A 20,220-nucleotide genomic window follows, 5' to 3' on the forward strand; every position below is an offset into this window, starting at 1 on the left:
TGGCGTGTCGCTGCTGCTTGTATTGGCTCCCAATCGACATCAGATATTGCGGTCGTTCTCGGGAGCCTGTCGGGCGTTGACGGCACGCAAGATCCTTGTCGTTCTGGGTTCGTACCTAATGTGGTCCACCCAATAGTCGATGTTCAAACTTCCGACGTCCGTAGGTTTGACATCCTCCCCCGCACGCAGCCTGGCCTCGTAGGCCAGCGCTGCGGCGTGGAGGTTCGGGTCGAGCAGCCAGTCGAATGGTTCACCAGGCTCCGCCTCCACACGGTCCACGTTCTCGACCTCGTAGACGTGGATGCGCTCGAAGAACGCTTGGTTGCAGATGCGTCGGAGTGAGTCGTCAATGCTCATGTAGATCGCGTGCATGTCACCGGCTAGCGCGAGGCAGTCTTCCAAGTGCGCCTTGGCCTGGTCGTACTCGATCTGGCCCGCGTCGATCTGCGCATCGAGGAACGCGAGCCTGCGGCCGATGCGGTCTTGTTCCTCTTTGAGGAGGTCGAGTGGGACGGCTCCGGCGTGGTGGGCGTGGAGTAAGCTGCGGCGTTCGTCGCGGAGCTGGTCGCGCTCGACGGCGAGGGTGTGGCGTTCGGCTTTGTTCGCGGTGTGGAGGTCATCGAACTGGCGCACGAGCATCTGCCGCAGCGCGGTGACGATGTGCTCGGGAATCTGCACACGCCGGTAGTAGTCCTCCACCTGTCGTTCGATGTGCTCGATCGGCATCGCCTGGCGGGTGCAGTTCGTGCGCTTGGAGTGCCGCCCGGCGCAGATGAAGTACGGGTAGACGATGCCCTTGCCGTTCTTCGCGTGCGTGACCATCAGCCGCGAGTCGCAGTCACCGCAGTACACGGACCCTTTCAGGTAGTGCTCGTGGGTTTGGGTCTTCTCCCCGGACACTTGGTGCGCGGTGAGAACGTTCTGGACCCGGTACCAGAGTTCCGTGCTCACCAGCGGTTCGTGGAGTCCGTCGTAGCGGACGCCACGGAAGATGACATCGCCCTTGTAGTACGGGTTGGAGAGCATCTGCTGGATCGTGGACAGCCCTGGTGCTTTCGCGGGTCGTTTCGGAGTCGGCACGCTGGTGAGGCCGCGGTCGATCAGTTCGCTGTGCAGCATTGAGGTTGAGTAGTTCCCTGTGGCGTATGCCTCGAACGCCCACCGCACCAAAGCGGCACGGTCCCGGTCCGGGATCACGGTGGGAACGTCGCGGCCGAGCTCGTCACGCTGGTGGACGTTGAGGTATCCGATGGGTGCCCGCCCGACGGTGCCACCGGTTGCCGCTTTCTGGGTCATGCCCTTGGCGACCTCGTTGGCGAGGTTGCGGGAGTAGAACTCCGCGATCGTGGACATGATGCCGTGCAGCAGCATTCCCGATGGGGTCTCGTCAATGTTCTCCGTCGCGGACACGAGCATCACGCCGGCGTCTTTGAGGGCGAGGTGGATCGCCACGTCGTCGGCGCGGTTGCGGGCGAGCCGGTCGACTTTGTGGACGATGCAGTACGCGACCTGGTGGGTCTTGACGTACTCGATCATCCGCATCAGCTCGGGCCGGTCGGCCTTCCGCGCGGACTCGCCCGCGTCGATGAACTCCTCCACGACGATCGCGTTCAGGTCGCGGGCTTTGCGGAGGTTCGCGTCGCGTTGCGCGGGGATCGAGAAGCCCTCGTCGCGGCCGCCGCGCTCTGCCTGCTCCTTCGTGGACACACGCAGGTAGGAGACGGCGAGGGTGGTGGTCTCGCCGAGACGGTCGAGACTGGTGGGTGGCGCTGGGGGTGCCAGAGTCATGAGTCGTGTTTCCTCTCACCGATGGGTGGGAGCCAACGCGACGACGAAGCGTCACGCGGTGCGACTCGTAAACGGGAAACACGTCCGCCGGAATGAACCGGGGTAAGCCACAAGGGCAAAGAGACTGCGCACCCAGCCGGAGAGGCTGTGGCGTCGGGTTCTATTCTACGTTGCCAGGCTCAGAACGCCCAGGATCATCAGCATCCGGCGCGGATGACTCCTCGGCCTTCGCCCTGCCAACCGCCATGCCGAGGAACACTTGCGCGAGCTTGTGCAGATCAGGTTGGCTGCGCGGCACCGCCTCTACCGTGAAGCGCCGATCCTCACCGCGCCTGCGCCGCTGCCTGTTCACGGCACTTCTCCTGTGCTCAGAACAAGTCCAGCGATGAACTGATCCTCAGCCCATCGCCGTGCTTCAACGTCGGCGTGCATGTATTCCACGAAGTCTTCCTCGCGGTTCGGGATCACCACGTCTTCGACTGGTTCGACGGGTTTCTCGCCGGGCCAGATGATCTGGCGGGTGGGGCGGTCGGTGTTCAGGCGCGTGCCGCAGGCTGCGGTCCAGTCGCGGAGGCGTTCGCGGGCTTCGGCGAAGTCGCGATGCCAGACGAGCATCGCGGAGCCCTTCGCTTCGGGGTGGATCGCGCACAGCCAGTGGATGTGCAACGCGGACAGTTCCCACACCAATGCCGGGTGGCGGTGCCAGAACGGCGGGCAGACGGCAACGGGGAGGCCGTAGGTGTGGCGCAGCCAGTGCACCCATTCGTTGAGCGCGAGCCATTCTTCCTCCGCGGCATCGGCAGTGAGGAGATTCCAGTTCACCGGCCCTGGCGGACCCGCCGACCCCTCATCGTCAGTTCCGGAAGTGTCGGTGTCGGGGTCGTAGCTCTCATCGAACTCGTCCTCCGCCACCTCCCCCGGATCAACATTGCCCATCTCGGGCAGCTCATCGACCATGACCCGCCCTCACCTCCCGACCGTGGCGGCACCAGCGGGCGCGCGGAGTTGTGCGTCGGGTGACAGGGCAGCATCCTCGAGTCCGGCATCCAGTGAGTCGGTTGCTGGTGTGCGTCGGGGGCGGTCGACGGTGTAGCGGGTGCGGGCGAGGTCGTGGCCCAGTTTCTTCGCGACGAACTCTTCGACCTTGACGGCCTGCCCGTTGTCGTCGGTACGGTCGTAGTGGTGGGTGTAGCCCTCGGCGATGAACTTGTCGCCTTTGGCGAAGCGCTGGTGGGCGCGTTCGGCGGTCTTCCGGAAGGCGACGAGGTCGTGGAATGTGGTCTCGGTCTGCGTGAACGAGCCGTCGTCTTCTCGGCGGTAGTGTTCCTGCCCGATCTTGACGAATAGCCGCGCATCACCTTTCTCGGTGAACGACAGGTGCGGTTCGGAAGCGATGAACCCGGACAGGGACTCTTGCGTATGGATAGCCATTGGACACTCCTCGTGATGACGACACCCCGCACTTCGGGGTGCTCTGTCACTCAGGTGCGCCCACCGGCCCCTCATCTCCCGTGGATGCTGGGGTGCCGGCTTGCAGCAGTTCCTCCACCACACGCCGCTGACCCTGCAGCTCGCTCGCGTCCTTGCGGCGGGTCCAGGGCCGGAGTTTCGCGACGATCGGCGGTGCGGCGCGCAGCAGGATCAGTCCGGTGCCGAATGCGAGGGTGCGGATCACGTCGGGCGGCATGATCGACACCCGACGAATGGAACGCTGCGCGGTGCGGGAGCCGTGGTCGCCGATGGTGGTGGAGTCGGTGATCTCGTCGCGTTCTCCGATGAGGGTGGTGAGGTCTTGGAGGTCGCGGCTGTTGGATGCGCCGCCGAGGATGATTTTCACAATGCTGGCGTCCCAGATCGCGCCGGCCGCGTTATCCGACCACTTCTCCCGCGCCTGCGCGAGAGACTGCAACACCGGCATCGTCGTGATCCCCGTACCCCCTCCTTCTGCCATCAACGTCGGGAGCGACGGGAGCGGGGCAAGGTTGCCGATCTCATCCAGCGCGAGCAGCAGGGGCGGGTCGAGGCGGGCTGCGGGTGAGCGTGCGGCGAGGCGGCGGGAGGCTTCGACGAGGTCTTCCACGAACGCCGACACCAGCGCGGCACTGTTATTCGCCCCCGCCCCCGTCGCGAGCAGATACACGGTGCCGCGCTTGCGTAGAAACTCCTCCGGATCGAACCGCTCCTCCGGGCCCGGACTGACCGCATCAAGAACACGAGGATCGGCGAGCGCGGCAAGGGACAGGGACACGCCTTGCCAGATGGAGTCGCGGGTTCGGGGGTCTGAGTCGATCATCGCCTGCAACGAATCCGCCCACCCCGTCGCCGCCCGAGGGTTCGCAGTGAGGATCGCGACCGCATCGGACGCTGCGGCAGGATCGAGGGTCCACCGGAACAGCTCGGCAGGCGCACGTTGATCGAGGGCGGCGGCGTGAAGGAGGGCTTGGAGTGCGGTGCGGGTTTTCCCTTCCCAGAAGTCCCCGCCCTCGACGCCACCGGCGGACAGGCCGGTGCCCGCAGCGAGGCCGGTGGCGCGGATCATCGCCGTCAACGGGTCCTCACATCCCCGGATCGGCGACCACCGGAGTCCTGCGGGGACGCCTTCGGCGAGGTGCTGCGGATCGAACACCGCCACCGGCCGACCCTCCGCGCCCCGCGCCTTCAACGTCGCGGTGAGGTTGTCGGGGCGGGTGGAGGTTGTGACGACTGCGCCGGGGGCATCGAGGATCGCGTTGATGACCACATGCAGACCCTTCCCAGAACGGGGTGGCCCGATCAGCAGGATCGAATCCTCCACACTCGCCCACACACCCACATTCCTCGATGCGCCGAGGAGGTAGCCGACATCGGTGACGGCAGGCTCCTCGATGGAGGGACGGAGTTGCCCGGCCCGTCGCAGCAGTGCCTTCTCTGAGGCTGCGGTGGTGACGTCGGTGCGGGTGGCGATCCCGACGATCCGGTACGGGTCGACCTTCGTCTGCCGTGCGTGCTCACGGAAGAACCGCCACACCCACCACCCCGCACCACCGACCGCGACGATGAGGACACCTGCGACGACCCAGTACGCCACCGGGTTCAGCCCGTTGGCACCGAGTGCGCTGCCGGGGTCGGTGGGGTGCAGGATGACGCCGAGGCCGGCTTCAATCCCGCCCGTAGGCTGCTTGATCCCGGTGACCCAGGCGGTGATGGTGCCCGCGACGCGGAGGATGACGGCGAGGACGGCGGCGGCGATGAGGGCGATGATGCCGAGGTTCGCCAGCTCATCCCCAAGCGCCCCACCCTGCCGCGGAGTACTCATTGGATTCTCACGATGCTGAGGGTGCCGGAGATGCGCCCGAGGAGGATCACTTCACCCGTCACCGCCAACGCTGCCTGCTCTGCGGTGAGGAGAGCGCGGGCGGTGCCGTTGCTGCTGGCGTCGGTGTGGGCGTGGATGATCGCAACGGCAACATCCTCACCTGGAACGAACCCCGCCCCTTCGACCTGATGCAGCACGGGCGGCACCGCGCGCACCGGCGCCGCCATGACGTCGTCCGGGGGTGGTACTTCCCACGGTCTCGGCGCGGGGCGTTCGCGGGGCGGGGTGATGATGTCGGTGAACGTCGACCCGTCCGCCTCGTGTACCTGCACCCGCAGCGGCGACCGATATCGGGCGGTGAGGGCGTCGAGGATCGTCGGGAACGCTTCGCGTCGCCACCCCGGAGCGAACGGCTCCGGCAGGTACGTCGCCCCGTCGACGGTGACTGTCATCGCACCGTCATCGGTGATGGTGAACTCCACCACCGGCACGACGACCGGTCCACCGGGCTCAGTCTTCGGTGGCTTCGGCGCTTTCGGGGGTTGGTGGTCGGGGTGGGTGCGGCGGTAGCGGGGCTTCGGCGTCACAGGGTTCCTCTCGGTGGAGTGCAGTGGTGTCGCCAGGCAGGTGCGCTCGTACCGCCCCGGGAACGCAGGTGGGAGGGCACGAACCTGGGGGTGGTTCGTGCCCTCCCGTGCCGGCCCGCCATGGGGGTGCCGGCGGGTCAGCAGCCTGGGGTTAGTCCTCCTTTGCTCCCTCGAACTGGGCCTTGAACTCCTCGAACGCTTCGTCTTCCTCGCGGACGTACCCGGCACGGTCGCGGGCGATCGCGAGGTGACGCCCGAACAGCAGCACCCCGCCGGTGACCGCGGCGATCAGCCCACCGGCAAGACCGAGCGGCCACCAGTCACCGCCGCCGGTGTGAGCGAGCTCACCCGGCGTGCCCGGTGTCCCTGGTTCGTCCGGAGTGTCGGTGACGGTGGTGGTCTCATCCGGTGCGCCGCAGACCCCACGGTGCAGGATCGTGCCGTCCTCATCGGTGACGGTCTCCACCCAGTAGTAGATGCCGACCGTCTCGAAGATCACCTCGTCAGAGCGATACTCACCCGGCCCATCCAGATCAATCGTGGTGGAGGTGAAAACGAGGTCTTCCGAGGTGCAAGTCGCGGTGTCACTGTCCTGCCGGTACGCCTCGAAGATCAGGCGTGCCCCGTCGGGGACGGTGCCGGTGACGGTCGCGACATCATGCGCCGGATCACCAAGCTGCACGGTCGCCACGGCGTTCGTTTTCACGATCAGCTCCTCTGGCTGCTCCTTCACCACCGTCGTCTCACCCGGCGCACCGCAGACGCCTTCGGCGATGATCTCGCCGTCGGCGTTGTAGAGGGATTCGACCCAGTACACATTCCCCGGCTCAGTGACGGTGGTGGTGCCAGAACGGTAGACACCCGCCTGAGTGATCGGGATCTCCTCGCTCTCATAGAACGGCGATTCACACACGGCTCCGGGGTCTGCCGGGTGGGGTCCGTAAGCGCGGAACACCAGATAGGAACCGTCGGGAATCTTCGTGCCCTGCACGAGCGCAGTATCCGAGAACGGTTCACCGACGAACGCTTCCGGTGTCGCCTGCGTCACCACCGACACCGGAACCTCCGTATTGGTGGGTGGGACGTAGAAGCGTTCCAGCACATCCGCCGGAGACGACGCATACGGCTGCACGCGGTCGTCGCCGGTGAAGGTGGTGACGAGGACGTAGAAGCCGGGCTCGGTCGGCACGATCTTGTCCTCATCCGTGTACCCGAGCTTGTACACCCCGTTCCTCGCCGGCGTCGTAAGCGCCGTCAGCACCGGAGCACCGGTGAGGTCGAGATCATCGGTGAGTTCCGTGTCGGTGGCGAAGGGGCCGTAGACGGTGTGGTGGAGTTCGTCGACGTCGGCGTTCCAGTAGCCGTCGCCGGTGAAGTCGCCGTGGTTCGCCGGGAACCCGGTGACGGTGATCGCATCGAAGGCGCGTCCGCCGGGGTGCACGTTGTACTCTCGCATCAGCGAGGTCACCGTGACCGGCCACCGCACCGAGGTCGTCTCCACCGTGATGCCGTACTCGTCCTGCCAGTCGTTGGCGAGGTAGTCGCGCACCCACTCGGGCTGCGACGACTTCTTGACCTCCCACACCCATGTCACGAACCCGCCCGTCGGCGCGATCACCGACGGAGACGTGTACACGCCGGGACCGTCTGCGGTGACTGTCACCGTGCCGAGCGGCACTGCGTTCGGGTCGATGTCGGCGCTCTGCGCCGGGGGCAGTGTGCCTGGCACCTGGTAGGCGGTGCCCTCGAACACCACCGGAATGTGCGCGCCGTCCTTCTTCAACCACGCACCATTGCTGCTACTGACGGTGATCGTGTCCGTGAGTGCGTCGCCGGGGACGGCGAGACGCTGATCTGCTTCCGAAACAGCTTCGGGCTGGAACGGCACCACCGATGTCTCGGTGACTTGTCCGAAGCGGTCGGTGAACGAGTCGGTGAGGTACTTCGCGTGCTCACCGTGCGCGGCCTTGTCGATGCTCCACACCCACGTGTAGAACCCCGACTCGGAAGCAACGATCGTGCCCGGCGACGTATACGACCCCGCACCCGTCAACGTCACCGTCTCGACGCCGGTGACGGGCGCTCCGGCAGGTGGGGTGTCTGCTTCGGTGGGCTGCTCATCGAACGGCCCATACAGGGTTCCGGTCGCGGTCACCTCGATCGGGATCCCGTCGAGGTGAATCCAGGCGCCCTTCGACACCGACACGGTGAGCCCGTCCACGAACACATCACCCTCGGCGACGTAGCGGGAGGCGACCTGGGTGGTGATCTCCGGCTGGAAGTCCAGCGCGATCACCGGCGACTCCGCCCGCGCCGAAAGCCCGGTGGATGACCCTGCGACGGCGGCGATCAGACGCTGCGCGCCGGGAGTCGTGTAGAGATCGAGCGCGGCACCGTACCCCGCCGCGGCGATGTTCATGGAAGCACCGACACGGTACGACGGCACGCCGTCTGCGGGGGTGCCGGTGATCGGATGTGTCCCGGCGCCGATCGTGCGGGCCGATGAACCGTCAGCGAAGATCGCATCCGACAGGATCGCCGTGCCTGTGAGCCCTGCCGGGTGGGTTGCGACGGTGAGGGTGCCGGCGTACTGATCCGCCATGTCCAGTGACAGAGACAGTGAGGGGTCGGTGACGGCGTAGACGGCGGCGTTCTGGCGCATCATGTCCAGGTTCGCGAGGATCGTGCCCCGCTCGGACGCGGGCGCCCGCCCGACGTAGTAGATGTCGCCGGACATGCCGTGGGAGTTGTAGGTGCCGGCACTCGTGATCGACCATACGAACAGAGCGACCGCCGCAGTCGTATTCGGATCGCCTGACTGCCCCCACCGATCCAGCACATAGTTCAGCTCCGCGAGCTGCTGCCGGGACAGCGAGTCCAGCGACGTGATCGTTTCCGGCCCGGAGGTACGCGCGAACGGTGAAGCCGCATCGAGGTCCGCGCAGTACGCCTGCCGGCCATCAACGTCGGTGTTGTACGCGCCGAGGAACCCGTTCCCGATGTCGTACCCGACCCCGAGACTGCCCGCATGAGCCGCCGGCGCATTCAGTGCGAGCGACCCTGCCAGCAGGAACAGGGCCAGCAGCACCGAGAGCCAGCGCCGCACCCCCGTTCTGGGTGGCGCAGCCTCCGGCTGCGTGATGTGGGCGAGTGATCCTGACACGAGATACCTCCTGGTGTTGTCCATCAGCGACGCGAGCCGGCCGCCTTCACACCAGGTGCACCACCCGCCTCACCGGTCCAGGCCCGGCCCCTCACGCTGAGCAGAGGGAGTCGGGGTGTCGAGGGGGTCGACCTCAAGCCCCGCGGTGCGGCGTACCGCCCGATGAGCTCCATCCCGCACCCCGTCGAGGAGGCCGCGCACATCGTCGTAGCCGGTGATGACCGTGGCGAGGCCGTCCCGCAAGAGTCGGTGACAGCCTGACGACGCTGCGCTGGTGATCGGGCCAGGGATCGCCCCGACGAGGCGGCCGAGCTCTGCGGCGCGGGCGGCGGTGTGGAGGGTCCCGGAGCGGTAGCCGGCCTCCGCAATGAGGACGGTGCCGGAGAGCGCGGCGAGGAGCCTGCCTCGTTGCAGGAACCTCCACTTCGTCGGCGCCGCGCCCGGCGGCAACTCCGACAGCAACAGGCCGTCTTTGCCGACATGGGTCAGCAGATCAGTGTGCCCTGCCGGATACGGCCGGTCCAGGCCGCCTGCAAGCACGGCGACCGTCGCACCGCCCGATGCGAGCGCGGAACGGTGCGCGGCACCATCGATCCCATACGCGCCGCCGGAGAGCACCAGCCGGGAGTCCGCGACCGCCGACTGCACCAGCTCCGTGGTGACGTGCTCCCCATACCCGGTGGACGCCCGAGCGCCAGTGATGGTGAGGCGATCCCACAGCGGGCCGGTCAGCAGCCCTGCGTTGCCTTTCGCCCACAACGCCACCGGTGCACGATCGCCGAGCGCGTCGATCCCTGCCGGCCATTCGGCATCGCCGGGGATCAGCACCCTCATTCCGTGCCGCTCCGTCTCGGCAAGCACCCGCTGGGTCTGTGCGGCGTCGAGGCGTGGTGCGAGGCGTCGCTGCCAGGTGTCACCATCCGGCCCGGGCGGGGCTTCATCGGCGGGGAGACGGGCGACGGTTTCGGATGCGCCGACGGTGCGGATCATCCTCCCCGTCACCGCGTCGCCTGGTTCGGACGCGATACCGAGGATGATCCTCGCGGTGCGCTCCTCTGCTGCCAGCTCGTTGATCGTGTCCATCAGTGCTGCTCCCTCGGTCATGGCGAATCAATCGAGGGATAGGTGCGAACCAGCACGCCGAAACAGTCACCAAGAGCAGGCCAGTGTGCGGGGAACTTACACCCTCACAACGCCCCGCAAATCGGCTGAAACTGGCGGAATGACGCGGAATCAGGGTTCAGAAATCCTGAACGTGAGCGTTTAGCCCTTCATTCGTGCTGTGGTGTCGAACGCGGCGAGCTCGGCGGGGTGGAGCTGGTGCTGGACGACGAAGGAGCGTTCTTTGATGCGCCAGAGTCCTTGTCCGGTGCCGAGTCCTGGGAGGAGTTTCTGTTCGGTGCCGGTGAGTCCGAGGGCTGCGGCGGTGGCTCCGAGTTGGTCGGGTTCTTGTCGGTAGATGATCCTCGTCTCCGCATTCGCCAGAAGCGAGTTCGCGAGGGCTCGCATCGCAGAGCCGGAGTCGCCGACGTTGTCGAGGTCGGTGAGTTTGTGGAAGATCAGCATGTTCGCGATCCCGTAGTGCCGTGCGAGTCGCCATTGCGCGTCCATGCGGCGTAGGAGGGCTGGGTAGGCCATGAGTCGCCAGGCTTCGTCGTAGATCACCCACCGGTGCCCGCCATTTGGGTCCATCAGCGCCGACTCCATCCACGCCGACGAGCAGGTCATCAGCACCGAGATCAACGTGCTGTTCTCCGCGACGCGGGACAGGTCCAGGCTGACCATCGGCAGCGATGGATCGAACCGCACGGTCGATGGCCCATCGAACAGCCCCGCAAGATCACCGGCAACGAGGCGGCGGAGGGCGTGGCCGACGAGCCGGCCGTCCTCTGCCAGCCTCCCGTCGGTGTCGGTCGCGGGGTCAGGGGCGAGGATACGGTCGACGACCATCGGCAGGATTGGCACGTCAGCGGTGCGGACGGTGTCTTGGAGGGCGAGGTCGATCGCGGTGTGCTCCAACGGTGACAGCACCCGATCCAGGACGGTCTCTGCGAGCGCGCCGATGAGTTCCCGGCGGCGGGACGCGACTTGCGCCGCCCATTCCGCATCGCTGACCCCGGATGTGCGGTGGCCTTCATCAAGGGGGTTGAGCCGGTTGCGGAGCCCATGCCCGAGCACGATCGCCCGCCCGCCGACCGCCTCCGCAACCGCGGTATGTTCGCCTTTCGGGTCGCCGGGCACATACACGCGGCGACCGAACGGGATCGACCTCGTGTAGAGAGATTTGGCGAGGGAGGATTTGCCGGAGCCGACGATCCCGGCGAGGACGATGTTGGGTGCGGTGATGAGGCCGCGGGCGTAGAGGGTCCAGGGGTCGTAGACGAAGGAGCCGCCGGAGTAGAGGTCTTGGCCGATGAACACGCCGTCGGCGCCGAGGCCGCCTTCGGCGAGGAACGGGTATGCGCCCGCGAGCGTCGCCGAGGTGTCCTGATGTCGCGGCAACCGAAACCGCCCCGGCGTCCGCAACGCCGCTGCCCCTGGTTCGCCGGCGGCGGGGAGGTAGGTGGTGTTGCGGCGTTCGGCCCGCTCCGCCGCCAGCCGTTCACGCTCCGCCGACTGCTCGGTGCGACGGGCGCTGGTTTCGATCTTCGCGGCGGCGTGCTTACGTGCCTTTCGCTGCTTGCGGCGTTCACCGGCCGGTTCGACCAACGCCGCGGTATGGAGCTTCTGGCGATCGCTCACAGTGCCCGCCCCCGCAACGCGGATGAGGACTGTGACTGCGCGAACCAGTCGTCTTCCTCCTCGTCCACCGCCGCTTGGCGCCGCGCCCGTGGACGGGTCGGCGTCGTCCGCGCAGACGGAGCCTCAGCATCCGGCTCTCGTGTTTCCGTGTGGGCTCGGAGCAGGGACACGTGCCCGTGGTCATGGTTGTACGTCAGGGTGTAGACGCCTGCGGTGGTGGTGTGGTCGAGGGCGCCGGTGGGGGTGGTGTCGTAAACGTATCCGTTGATGAGCGCGGCCTGCGTGGTCTCCTCGCCCATGTCGAACCCGGCCAGGTGCTCGATCGCGGCATCAGTGCCGGCGCGGTCGATGATCGCGAGCACGTCGTCGGCGTCCTGTCCTTGCAGGAACACCACGCTCACCCACCGCGACACCGGGCCTGGTTCTAGAGGCGCGGGGTGCCAGGCGATCCGTCCCGAGGCAGCCATCGCCGCATCCACTCGCTCATGCACGCCATCCAGCAACGCCGCGGCCTGCTGCAGCTCGGCGGTCGCGGCGAGCGCGTAGGTTGCGCCGGCGGTCTGATCCCCGGCGTCGTCGTGCGCGCGCACTCGGTTCGTCACGTGGGTGGTGGCGAGCTGGTCGAGCACTTGCCGGAGGGAGCGCACCCCGGCGAGCAGATCACCCAGCACCGCATAGGTGTCAGCGGGGTCCTCGAACACGCGGGAGGCGTGCGCGAGCCCGCGGAGCGCTTCGGACGCTTCCGCGGCGTCCGTGGTCGGGTTCTGGAAGGTCGGCATGACGGGCTCCTGTCGTTCAGACGGTGCGGCACAGCGGCAAGGCTGCGACGGTGAAGGCTTGGGCCTGCTGCCCGACGAGACGCCGGGTCTCGCAGGAGGCTTGGATCGCGGCTTGCTCGATCGCGGCGACCGCGGTATCGAGTTCTTCCGGGGTGGGCGCGCTGATGCTGATGAGGCCGGTGTAGCGGAGGACGCCGTGGCCTGCGGTGAGGTCGGCTTCTTGTTGGAGGATGTCGCTGTATTCGGCGGTTTGGGAGGCGTCTTCGATCTGTCCCATCTTCTGCCGCTGCGCGGCGTCCGAGATCAGCTCGGTCTTCTTCTTTCTGATGTCCCGTGCCGCCTGATCCGACCGGATTGGCGTGCACACCAGCGAGAATGAACGTTGAATCCCGGACGACAGCAACACCGGGGCGAGGAACCCTGGATACACCTGCGACCTCGGCCACTCCGACACCCACAGCACCGCATGGTGCGCGGAATCCGACCGCAGGCGATCCCAGGTCTCCGTGACCGCAACCGGGCCCGCCGTCGCCAGCGACCGGCCGATGTCGGTGTTCCGTTCGAGGATCGCGGCCGTGGCGGGGTCATAAGCGGATCGGAGGATCACTGCGACCTGTGCGGGGGTGAGCCACCCGGTGATCGTGAGTTCCGCCGCCCGCAGCGCCGTCACGAGCGTCGTCATCTCTTGGCGGAGGACGGCGGCGGCTCCCTTGATGCCGCCGCCGTTGGTGCGGACCTGGCGGGCGGCAGCTTTGAGGTCGAGGGCGAGACTGATGGTGGTGGCGTGGCGTTCCCCGGCGGGTCCGGCACGGTCGATGAGCTCGCGGTACACGGTGGAGGCCCAAGACCCGTCGTCAGTGCCGTGGCGTTGCCACCACTCGATCAGTCCGGAACCTCCATCGGGGAGGGTGCGTTCGCACACTTGAAGGCGGGCGATCCGACCGGACCGGCAGGTCGTGGCGAGTACCCGACCCCAGGTGGCGACGCGGCGTTCCTGTTCGCCGGGGTCGAGGAGCACGAACGCAGGATGTGAGATGCCGACGATCGCGGTGAGGGTCTGGGCGTGGGGGTCGTGGATCATCGCTGCCCCCGTCTCCGGGTCCTCCCACTCCCGCAACGACGCCGCATCACCAGGAAGAGCGAGCGTGCCCGCAGGACGGGGCTTCACGACCTGCCGCTGGAACACCGTCTGCCGTGCCTGCGTGCGGGCCACCCACTGGAAAGTGACGGGCACCCACTCGATGAGCTTCCTGCCGCCGATGGGTGTCCAGGCGAGGGCTGCACAGAGCAGCCAGATAGGTGCGGTCCAGGCCAGCAGCATCCCACCCCCGGCATAAAGGGCGCCGACGATGGAAAGCACGCCGACGGCGAGGACGATGAGTTGCGGGAGGGAGAGGCCGAGGAGGATGCCGCGGCGAGTGAGACGGGAGAACTGCACCGCCCGCAACCCAAACCCCGCACTGCTCGTGTTCGGCTGAGTCGACATCGGTCACTCCTTCCCGGCAGTCGGCTTCGATGAGGGCGGAGGCGTCGAGGGCGTCGGTCGCGCCGGTGGTGCGGTCGGGGTGTGGCTCGGTGCGGGCGGTGGCGGTGCGGGTTGCGCGGGTTCACCGGCCCCTGCCGCGTGACCCTCTGCGGCACCGCCGACCTTACCGCCGAGTTTCGGGCCCCCGGTCGCCGCCGCACCCACCACCTGGGCCCCGACGACGACAGCTGCCGCAGGCCCAGCCGCGGCCGCGCCCGCCCCGGCTCCCGCGGCACCAGCTCCGGCTCCGGCGCTCCCGGAAGCAGCCGCACCGCCGGTCGCGGCGGGTGCCGCACTGGACGCAGTTGGTGTAGCCCCACCGGCGGAAGGTCCCGCACTGCCGCCGCCTCCGGTGGGTGTGTCGCCGGCGCCATCGAGCACTTTCTTCGCCCCGTCGGTCTTCGGAGCGGACGGCACAGGGACGGGACGGTTGAGCGCGGACTTAGCTTCTTGCTCCGCGCTCATCGAGTGGTACATATCGAAACCGATGAACGTGACGAACTTGTACGTCATGTACGGGGCGAACGCGGCGATGAACATCAGCACGACCCCGGCGATGGGGTCGCTGATCGACGCCAGATCAAGCTCAATCGGCGCGCTCACTTGGGTGATCGCGACGAGGAAGATCACCACCAGCACGAGCTTCGACAGGATCAGGGCGATCACGAACGTCGCCCACTTCTCGAACCATCCCTTGGTCGCATCCCAGGAGAACCCCGCCAAGGCGATCGGGGCGAACACGATCGCGACGAGCAGCAGGGCTTTGCGGATCAGGAGCGAGAACCACACGATCGCAGCCGCGCTGATGGCGAGGCCGGCGAGGAAGATCGTGACGATCGCCCCGACACCGGGCGCGGCGATGTTGATCCCCGCGAACCCCGCAGCGAGCAGGGTGATCCGGTCGCCGATGGATTCCATCGTGTTCCCCGTGGCCTGCACGATCCCGACCGCGAGTTGATCGGTGATCTCCAGCAACAGACCGGTGAGGCCGATGGCGACGAAGGAACCGAGGATGCTTTTCGCGGCTCCGAGGGCGGCGCGGGTGAGGGCGGTGGGGTCGCGGTGGATGAGGCCGGTGATCAGTTGCAGGCAGAAGAAGATCAGCACGACGAACACCGCGACCCCGAAGAGGATGTTGTAGACCCCGACATAGCCTTCGTCGGTGACATCGACGAGGGTGGTGGTGTCGAACACCGCCCAGACCGCCTCGAACAGCCACGCGGCCGCCCCGCCCATCGCCTGGGCGAGCCAGTCGAACGGGGCCGCTACCAACGTCGCGGCTCCTTGGCCGACGGAGTCGCACACGGCCGAGATCACCGGCACATCACACACACTCACCGCATCCTCCTTCCCTCGTACGCGATGGGGTCAGACGGCTTGGCCGACGCCCCAGAAGAAGTTGATGAGCGTCACCGCTGCACCGCAGATGATCGCCGCCCCACAGGACACGAGCACGCCGACCTTCCCTCGCGACGCAAGATGCGGGTTGGAGGAGTTCGCGCCGAAACCCCACACGATCGCTGAGATGATCAGGGCGAGGACGGAGAGGATCAGGCCGACGGTCATGACCGCGCCGACGATGATGCGCAGCTGCTCGATACCGGGAAGCCCGGTACCGTTCGGATCAATATCAATCACAGGGATGCTCCTTCTGCTCACAAGCGCCGGGGAATGGCGGACTTGTCAGCCAGGTGCACCATGAGGCCCCTTGATAGGCTTAAGTGGTCACAGGCGGATTCGCGTTGCCCAGATGTCGGCAAACGAAGGAACGGGGCCAGGGGTGAGTCTTATTGATGTGATTGCCGTTACTCGAGTCACGAGAAGGGGCCGGTACCTTCTGGCAATGTGTGCTGTCGCCACTGGCATGCTGCTAGCGGGATGCTCGCAGGTTCCCGACGTGAGGACCGTGGACGCAAACGGCAACCAGTGGTCGGTCGGGGTCGCTGACCCACGTTTCTCCGGGGACGACCGATGTGACTCTGATTCCATGATTGAGGCCACGGTTATGAGCGCGGACCTGCCACCTTCCGGCCTCGGCATCACTCTCAGGCCCGAAGCGACCGAGGATGATGCGCAACGCATCGCTGAGTGCCTTCGTAACGCGCTCACCAGCGGTGAGATCACCATCAGCCGACCGACGGCCGGCTAGGAGCAAAACTAGAGACGTTCGCCGACGGCGAGGAGGAAGTTGACCCAGGCGACGCCTGCTCCGGCGAGGGCTGCGGTGCCGAGCGCAACCCAGGCCCCGAGTCGGGCTTTGGTGGCGGTGTGCGGGTTGCCGATCGAAGATGAGATGGCCCAGACGATCACGGAGACGATCAGCATGAGCACGGCGATGATGAGCACGAACATCAGGAGTGCACCGATGACGGTGCGGAGGTCGTCGGCCGCGCCGACGCCGCCGAAGTCGGGGAATACGTCCATCAGCGTCCACCTCCGCTCAGGGTGCAGGACGCACGGGAGGCGTTGCCGCCGGTGATGCCTTCGGCGTCGTGGTCGGTGAGCCATTGGTCGGAGTCGATCGCGGGCTGACCGGTGCCTCCGGGGCGGATTTCGAGGTGCAGGTGCGCTCCGGTGGATTTCCCGGAGGAGCCGACATCGCCGATGTGCTGCCCTGCGGTGACGGTCATGCCTTCGGTGACGTGGATGCCGTGCTCCCACATATGCGCGTAATACGAGGCAACCCGTTCCCCGCCGACGGTGTGCTCCACAATGATGAGCCCGCCCCAGGAGCCGGTGTATCCGGCGTGGGTAACGATCCCATCAGCGACGGCGAAGATCGGGGTGCCGTCGGCGGCGGAGAAGTCGCTGCCGGAGTGGAACGCGGTCTCGAACGTGATCGGGTCGGTGCGCCACCCGAACGGGCTGGTCCGCACCCAGGAGCCCTCCGGCAACGGGAACACGACCCTGGTGGTCTCAGGCACCACCACATCACCACCGTTGCCACCGCCGCTTGATGGTGCGGGGCGGGTGAGGGCGGTGAGGATCGCTTCGGCGACGGGCTGATAGTTCTGATACCTGTCCGGGTATGCCGACACCTCAACGGCTTGCGCGGCTTCGCCTGGGTCGAGTTGCTGCCACCCCGGAATGTCGAGCAGCCCGCGCGGTGAGGGGTAGTTGGGTCCGGCCGGTCCGCCGTAGAACGCGCGGGCTTGATAGTTCGGGTCCATGAGCTCCGCAACGGTGCCCCAGCCGGCTTGCGGGCGCATCTGGAACAGGCCGAGGGAATCATGATCGGCTGCATCCCCATCGTTGGGGTAGTTCGCGGATTCGGGGTAGGTGCCGGTGTTGGTGAGCATCCGCAGGTGCGACTCCGTGAGCGCTGCCATCAACGCGATCACCACCCCTGCACGCCCCACCCCATCCGTCTGTCCACCGACGGTGATGATCGTGGCGGCGTGGGTGAGCTGCTGCCGGTTCAGTGTCACCGTCTCACCGTTGCGCGTGGTCGCGGTCAGTGAGTCCGGGATCGGTCCGACGATCAAGGACCCTGGTGCGCACGCGGCGATGGCAGGGCTGGCGAGGACGGCGACGGAGAGGAGAACGGTAGCGGGGCCGAAGCAGACGGCAGCGGCGGTGAGGGTGGCGAGGAGTTTCTTGAGCATGGCCGGTCACCGCAAAGGGTTGTTGAGCTGCGACAACCGCAACAAGAGACAGGTGTCGGTGATCGGCTCAGCCAGCGATGGCGCGGAGGCGCGTTCGGGGGTGCAGGTGAGGAACACGGTGAACGCAACCGGGTGTGTTGTCGTGACCGGATCGGTGCCCCAGTAACCGGTGCGGTGGCGGGTGCCGGTGATCGTGTACGCGACCGAGCCCTCGGGAATCTGGCCCGGTGCCGCCTGCGCCGCCGCGTCCTCCCATGCGGCGGGGATCTCGACTGTGTCGATGGTGAGCCACTGCCGCGTTTGGTGGGTGCGGAGCTGCGCCCACGCCTCCGGCGTCGGCAGATAGGAACGGACATCCGAGGCTGCGGCGTCCGCCTCCGTGTCGGCGGCGACATCAGCGAGCATCTGCGCGTAATCGGCAGGCTCATACCCGCTGGCCGTATCCCAGGTGAACAGCGCCTCCGCGACCGCCACCGCGAACTCCTCCGGGCCGCCGAACGCGACCACCGGCTCTGGCTCTGTCGGGACGAGCGCCGGGCTCGTTGCCGTCGGTTCACCCGTCGGGGTGACTCCGTTGGGTTCGGCGGTCTGGGGTCCGCGGATGAGTCCGTAGACGCCGACGCCGATGAGGAGGAGCAGGATCAGGCCGCCGGCGATGGCGGCGATGAGCACGGTGCGGCGGCGGCGAGCGGTGGGGTCCATCCTGGTGTCCTTCCCGACGAGATTCGGATCACCAGACAGGTGCACCAAAACACTCAGCAGGGAGACGGCGGAGGGTTCAGGCGGTTTCGCGGCGCACGTTTCGTGCAATGCGGGCGGTATCCAGGAACGCGATGGTCGCGGTGACGGCGTTCTCAAACATCGCCCACTGCTCACCCGACAAGGCCGGGCCGATGGTTTCGGGGTCGTAGCGTTCGGTCCAGGTGGAGAGCTCATCCCAGAGGTAGACGAACGACCGCACCGGCAGGAACTCCCGCGGCTGCTCGTCAACCGCGTGGAGTCGTGCTGATGCGAGCTGGGCGGGGCGCTTCTTCGTCGCAGTCTTCGCACGCTCGACAGCGAGCACCGCGAGACGTTCCAGATCTGCCGGCCGTGCGGTGTCTTCGAGCTCCCGGAGACGCGCCGCTCCTGCGGCTGCGGTGTCGCGGATGCCTGCCGGTTGGGCGGGGTCGCTGGCGAGGGTTTCGAGTTCGACGAGGGCTTGCGCGGCGCGGATGCGATGCTGCGCTCCGGTAATCGACCCGCCCGCATCGATCCGGTCAAGTTCCTCCCGTGCCCGCTGCTGTACGTCGTCGGGCTGCGCAGTGTCAGCGGCAAGGTTCTGCAACTCGTTGATGCGTTCCAGCGAGGTGTACGCGTTGCGGCCGGTGACCATAAGCGCGGCCTGCTCGCGGGTCTTCCCGATACCCCCAGCCGACGGTGGGGCCACCGTGGCCCCACCGTGTGACCTGGGGTTTTCCTGTTTCGAGGTGAACCGTGACGCTTTCTGCCGACCCGTCGCATCCTCGACCATGAGCGCTTTCAGTTCGGCGTAGAGGGTGGCTTCCTCGGTGCGGGTGAGGGGCTTGTGCAGGAGGTTGTCGTCCTGTTCGGCGAGGAGCTGCCCGAGGGTCGTAGAGATACCGGAGCGCACCCACACGTTCACCGTCTTCCACCCGAGCCGGCGGATCGCGGCCAAACGCCGGGCACCGCAGATCAGCATCCCGTCCGGGGTGATCGTGATCGGCTGCAACAGCCCATCCCGAGCGATCGACTCGACCAGCGAGTCGAGGTCGCCGTAGTCTTCGCGGTGACGGCGGCCGGCCCAGATCGAATCCACGGCACGCTCCAGCTCGATATGCCCCGGCTCGCTCATGACCGGCCCCGCGTCACGCCAGGTGCGGCGACTTTGATCGCCGCAGCCAAGTCCGTGTCATCCATGAGGTGCGCCAAGGGCTCACCGATCAGTAGCCGCAGCAACACCCCACGACCTGCGTTCGTCCCGGCCAGGTGCAGATCGGGGGCGCCGAGGATGATCCGCAGCAGCCGGTACCAGGACGGTGCGGGGATGTCGAGCAGGGCGCGGGCGTGCCGATCGCGCCGTAATGACTCGTACGCTCCCGCACGAGAGACGGACTCTGCGAGGCGTGCGCAGATGCACTCGACCGCTGCACGGGCGACCACTGGTTCCCACCGGTACCAGCACAGCAGCGCGATCGTGTCCTCGACGGCGGACTCCACGCCCGTCGACCCCGACACCTCCATCTCGTCGGCGTCGTCATCGTCATCGTGCGCGAGGGGGTCGGCGCGGAACGCGGGGTGGTAGTCGGTGAGGGGGTTTTCGCGGTCGGAGAAGCGTTCGGCGTCATGGAAACTCGAGTATCTGGGCCTGCGCGCCTGATGCACAGAGCACAGCAGCCCGTTGGCTCGGTTTTCTGCGATGCAGGTGATCTGCACGGCGCGGGTGATGACCGCCCACGGATCGTCTGCCCGTCGCACCGAGGGCGTGCGCATCGCCTCGAATGCCGCGGTCGCGGCCTCCCACGGGTCGAGGCCGTGTTTGCGTGCGAGGGCAGCGTACTTTTGGGCGGCGTGGTGCATCAGTGCCGCCGCCTCGGGGTCATTCCTCCAGGCGTCGGGGCCTTCGGTGTTGAGGCGGGTGAGGAGTTCGCGGAGTCGTTCTGAGTTCTCGAACCCAGACCCGCGAGCGTCACGGCGTGGGGTGTGGGGTTGTGGCATGGTGGCACCTCCTGACAG

General features: G+C 67.1%; 19 protein-coding genes. 1 reads left to right on the forward strand and 18 read right to left on the reverse strand.

The features are described 5' to 3' along the window. Window positions 1–39: 39 nt before the first annotated feature. The 13 genes from PHN51_07730 to PHN51_07790 form a co-directional block, all read right to left on the reverse strand. Complete coding sequence (locus PHN51_07730) at window positions 40–1,788, reverse strand: recombinase family protein (GenBank protein MDD2818668.1); 1,749 nt, start codon at window positions 1,786–1,788, stop codon at window positions 40–42. Window positions 1,789–1,948: 160 nt separating this feature from the next. Beyond that, the gene (locus PHN51_07735) at window positions 1,949–2,086 is read right to left on the reverse strand and encodes a hypothetical protein (GenBank protein ID MDD2818669.1); all 138 of its coding nucleotides are present in this window, start codon (window positions 2,084–2,086) and stop codon (window positions 1,949–1,951) included. Between the two features lie 50 nt (window positions 2,087–2,136). After that, window positions 2,137–2,745 (reverse strand): hypothetical protein, encoded by a 609-nt coding sequence (locus tag PHN51_07740; GenBank protein MDD2818670.1) that lies wholly within the window; start codon window positions 2,743–2,745, stop codon window positions 2,137–2,139. Window positions 2,746–2,754: 9 nt separating this feature from the next. After that, window positions 2,755–3,219: a single-stranded DNA-binding protein gene (locus PHN51_07745; GenBank protein ID MDD2818671.1), complete on the reverse strand. Its 465-nt coding sequence runs from the start codon at window positions 3,217–3,219 to the stop codon at window positions 2,755–2,757. Window positions 3,220–3,265: 46 nt separating this feature from the next. Beyond that, window positions 3,266–5,083 (reverse strand): type IV secretory system conjugative DNA transfer family protein, encoded by a 1,818-nt coding sequence (locus PHN51_07750; GenBank protein MDD2818672.1) that lies wholly within the window; start codon window positions 5,081–5,083, stop codon window positions 3,266–3,268. Then, window positions 5,080–5,670, reverse strand: a complete 591-nt coding sequence (locus PHN51_07755) for a hypothetical protein (GenBank protein ID MDD2818673.1) — start codon at window positions 5,668–5,670, stop codon at window positions 5,080–5,082. Before PHN51_07755 ends, PHN51_07750 begins: the two co-directional genes overlap by 4 nt. Before the next feature lie 151 nt (window positions 5,671–5,821). Next, the gene (locus tag PHN51_07760; GenBank protein MDD2818674.1) at window positions 5,822–8,833 is read right to left on the reverse strand and encodes a hypothetical protein; all 3,012 of its coding nucleotides are present in this window, start codon (window positions 8,831–8,833) and stop codon (window positions 5,822–5,824) included. Window positions 8,834–8,902: 69 nt separating this feature from the next. Further along, a complete protein-coding gene (locus PHN51_07765) occupies window positions 8,903–9,916 on the reverse strand; it encodes a DNA-protecting protein DprA (GenBank protein ID MDD2818675.1) in 1,014 nt (337 codons plus the stop codon). 180 nt (window positions 9,917–10,096) lie between these two features. Further along, a complete protein-coding gene (locus PHN51_07770; GenBank protein MDD2818676.1) occupies window positions 10,097–11,575 on the reverse strand; it encodes an ATP-binding protein in 1,479 nt (492 codons plus the stop codon). Beyond that, window positions 11,572–12,354: a hypothetical protein gene (locus PHN51_07775; protein ID MDD2818677.1), complete on the reverse strand. Its 783-nt coding sequence runs from the start codon at window positions 12,352–12,354 to the stop codon at window positions 11,572–11,574. The genes PHN51_07770 and PHN51_07775 overlap by 4 nt, the downstream gene beginning before the upstream one ends. Before the next feature lie 16 nt (window positions 12,355–12,370). Next, entirely contained in the window at window positions 12,371–13,840 is a 1,470-nt protein-coding gene (locus PHN51_07780) for a PrgI family protein (GenBank protein ID MDD2818678.1), read from the reverse strand. A gap of 3 nt (window positions 13,841–13,843) precedes the next feature. Beyond that, window positions 13,844–15,217 carry a conjugal transfer protein TrbL gene (locus PHN51_07785; GenBank protein MDD2818679.1) on the reverse strand — a complete coding sequence of 458 codons (1,374 nt, stop codon included), beginning with the start codon at window positions 15,215–15,217 and terminating at the stop codon, window positions 13,844–13,846. Window positions 15,218–15,247: 30 nt separating this feature from the next. Beyond that, window positions 15,248–15,517 (reverse strand): DUF6112 family protein, encoded by a 270-nt coding sequence (locus PHN51_07790; protein MDD2818680.1) that lies wholly within the window; start codon window positions 15,515–15,517, stop codon window positions 15,248–15,250. 142 nt (window positions 15,518–15,659) lie between these two features. Here PHN51_07790 and PHN51_07795 point away from each other — a divergent pair, with 142 nt between their 5' ends. After that, entirely contained in the window at window positions 15,660–16,028 is a 369-nt protein-coding gene (locus PHN51_07795) for a hypothetical protein (GenBank protein ID MDD2818681.1), read from the forward strand. An 8-nt stretch (window positions 16,029–16,036) separates the two neighbouring features. On the opposite strand, the gene PHN51_07800 is transcribed toward PHN51_07795, so the two are convergent. From PHN51_07800 to PHN51_07820, 5 genes are all read right to left on the reverse strand, one after another. Further along, a complete protein-coding gene (locus PHN51_07800) occupies window positions 16,037–16,303 on the reverse strand; it encodes a DUF6112 family protein (protein MDD2818682.1) in 267 nt (88 codons plus the stop codon). Continuing rightward, complete coding sequence (locus PHN51_07805) at window positions 16,303–17,484, reverse strand: M23 family metallopeptidase (protein MDD2818683.1); 1,182 nt, start codon at window positions 17,482–17,484, stop codon at window positions 16,303–16,305. The genes PHN51_07800 and PHN51_07805 overlap by 1 nt, the downstream gene beginning before the upstream one ends. A 6-nt stretch (window positions 17,485–17,490) precedes the next feature. After that, on the reverse strand, window positions 17,491–18,186 hold the full coding sequence (locus PHN51_07810; GenBank protein ID MDD2818684.1) for a hypothetical protein: 696 nt from the start codon (window positions 18,184–18,186) through the stop codon (window positions 17,491–17,493). A 76-nt stretch (window positions 18,187–18,262) separates the two neighbouring features. Beyond that, on the reverse strand, window positions 18,263–19,339 hold the full coding sequence (locus PHN51_07815; GenBank protein ID MDD2818685.1) for a ParB N-terminal domain-containing protein: 1,077 nt from the start codon (window positions 19,337–19,339) through the stop codon (window positions 18,263–18,265). Beyond that, window positions 19,336–20,202: a hypothetical protein gene (locus tag PHN51_07820; protein MDD2818686.1), complete on the reverse strand. Its 867-nt coding sequence runs from the start codon at window positions 20,200–20,202 to the stop codon at window positions 19,336–19,338. The genes PHN51_07815 and PHN51_07820 overlap by 4 nt, the downstream gene beginning before the upstream one ends. Window positions 20,203–20,220: the final 18 nt, after the last annotated feature.

The organism is Candidatus Nanopelagicales bacterium, from assembly GCA_028687755.1.
Classification (GTDB): domain Bacteria; phylum Actinomycetota; class Actinomycetes; order S36-B12; family S36-B12; genus UBA11398.

What these genes read in the sequence shown, in the direction of transcription:
- PHN51_07750 (MDD2818672.1), bottom strand. Translation starts at nt 5,083, where the DNA reads ATGAGTACTCCGCGGCAGGGTGGGGCGCTTGGGGATGAGCTGGCGAAC.
- PHN51_07730 (MDD2818668.1), bottom strand. Translation starts at nt 1,788, where the DNA reads ATGACTCTGGCACCCCCAGCGCCACCCACCAGTCTCGACCGTCTCGGC.
- PHN51_07745 (MDD2818671.1), bottom strand. Translation starts at nt 3,219, where the DNA reads ATGGCTATCCATACGCAAGAGTCCCTGTCCGGGTTCATCGCTTCCGAA.
- PHN51_07820 (MDD2818686.1), bottom strand. Translation starts at nt 20,202, where the DNA reads ATGCCACAACCCCACACCCCACGCCGTGACGCTCGCGGGTCTGGGTTC.
- PHN51_07805 (MDD2818683.1), bottom strand. Translation starts at nt 17,484, where the DNA reads ATGCTCAAGAAACTCCTCGCCACCCTCACCGCCGCTGCCGTCTGCTTC.
- PHN51_07775 (MDD2818677.1), bottom strand. Translation starts at nt 12,354, where the DNA reads ATGCCGACCTTCCAGAACCCGACCACGGACGCCGCGGAAGCGTCCGAA.
- PHN51_07815 (MDD2818685.1), bottom strand. Translation starts at nt 19,339, where the DNA reads ATGAGCGAGCCGGGGCATATCGAGCTGGAGCGTGCCGTGGATTCGATC.
- PHN51_07740 (MDD2818670.1), bottom strand. Translation starts at nt 2,745, where the DNA reads ATGGTCGATGAGCTGCCCGAGATGGGCAATGTTGATCCGGGGGAGGTG.
- PHN51_07800 (MDD2818682.1), bottom strand. Translation starts at nt 16,303, where the DNA reads ATGGACGTATTCCCCGACTTCGGCGGCGTCGGCGCGGCCGACGACCTC.
- PHN51_07810 (MDD2818684.1), bottom strand. Translation starts at nt 18,186, where the DNA reads ATGGACCCCACCGCTCGCCGCCGCCGCACCGTGCTCATCGCCGCCATC.
- PHN51_07780 (MDD2818678.1), bottom strand. Translation starts at nt 13,840, where the DNA reads ATGTCGACTCAGCCGAACACGAGCAGTGCGGGGTTTGGGTTGCGGGCG.
- PHN51_07765 (MDD2818675.1), bottom strand. Translation starts at nt 9,916, where the DNA reads ATGGACACGATCAACGAGCTGGCAGCAGAGGAGCGCACCGCGAGGATC.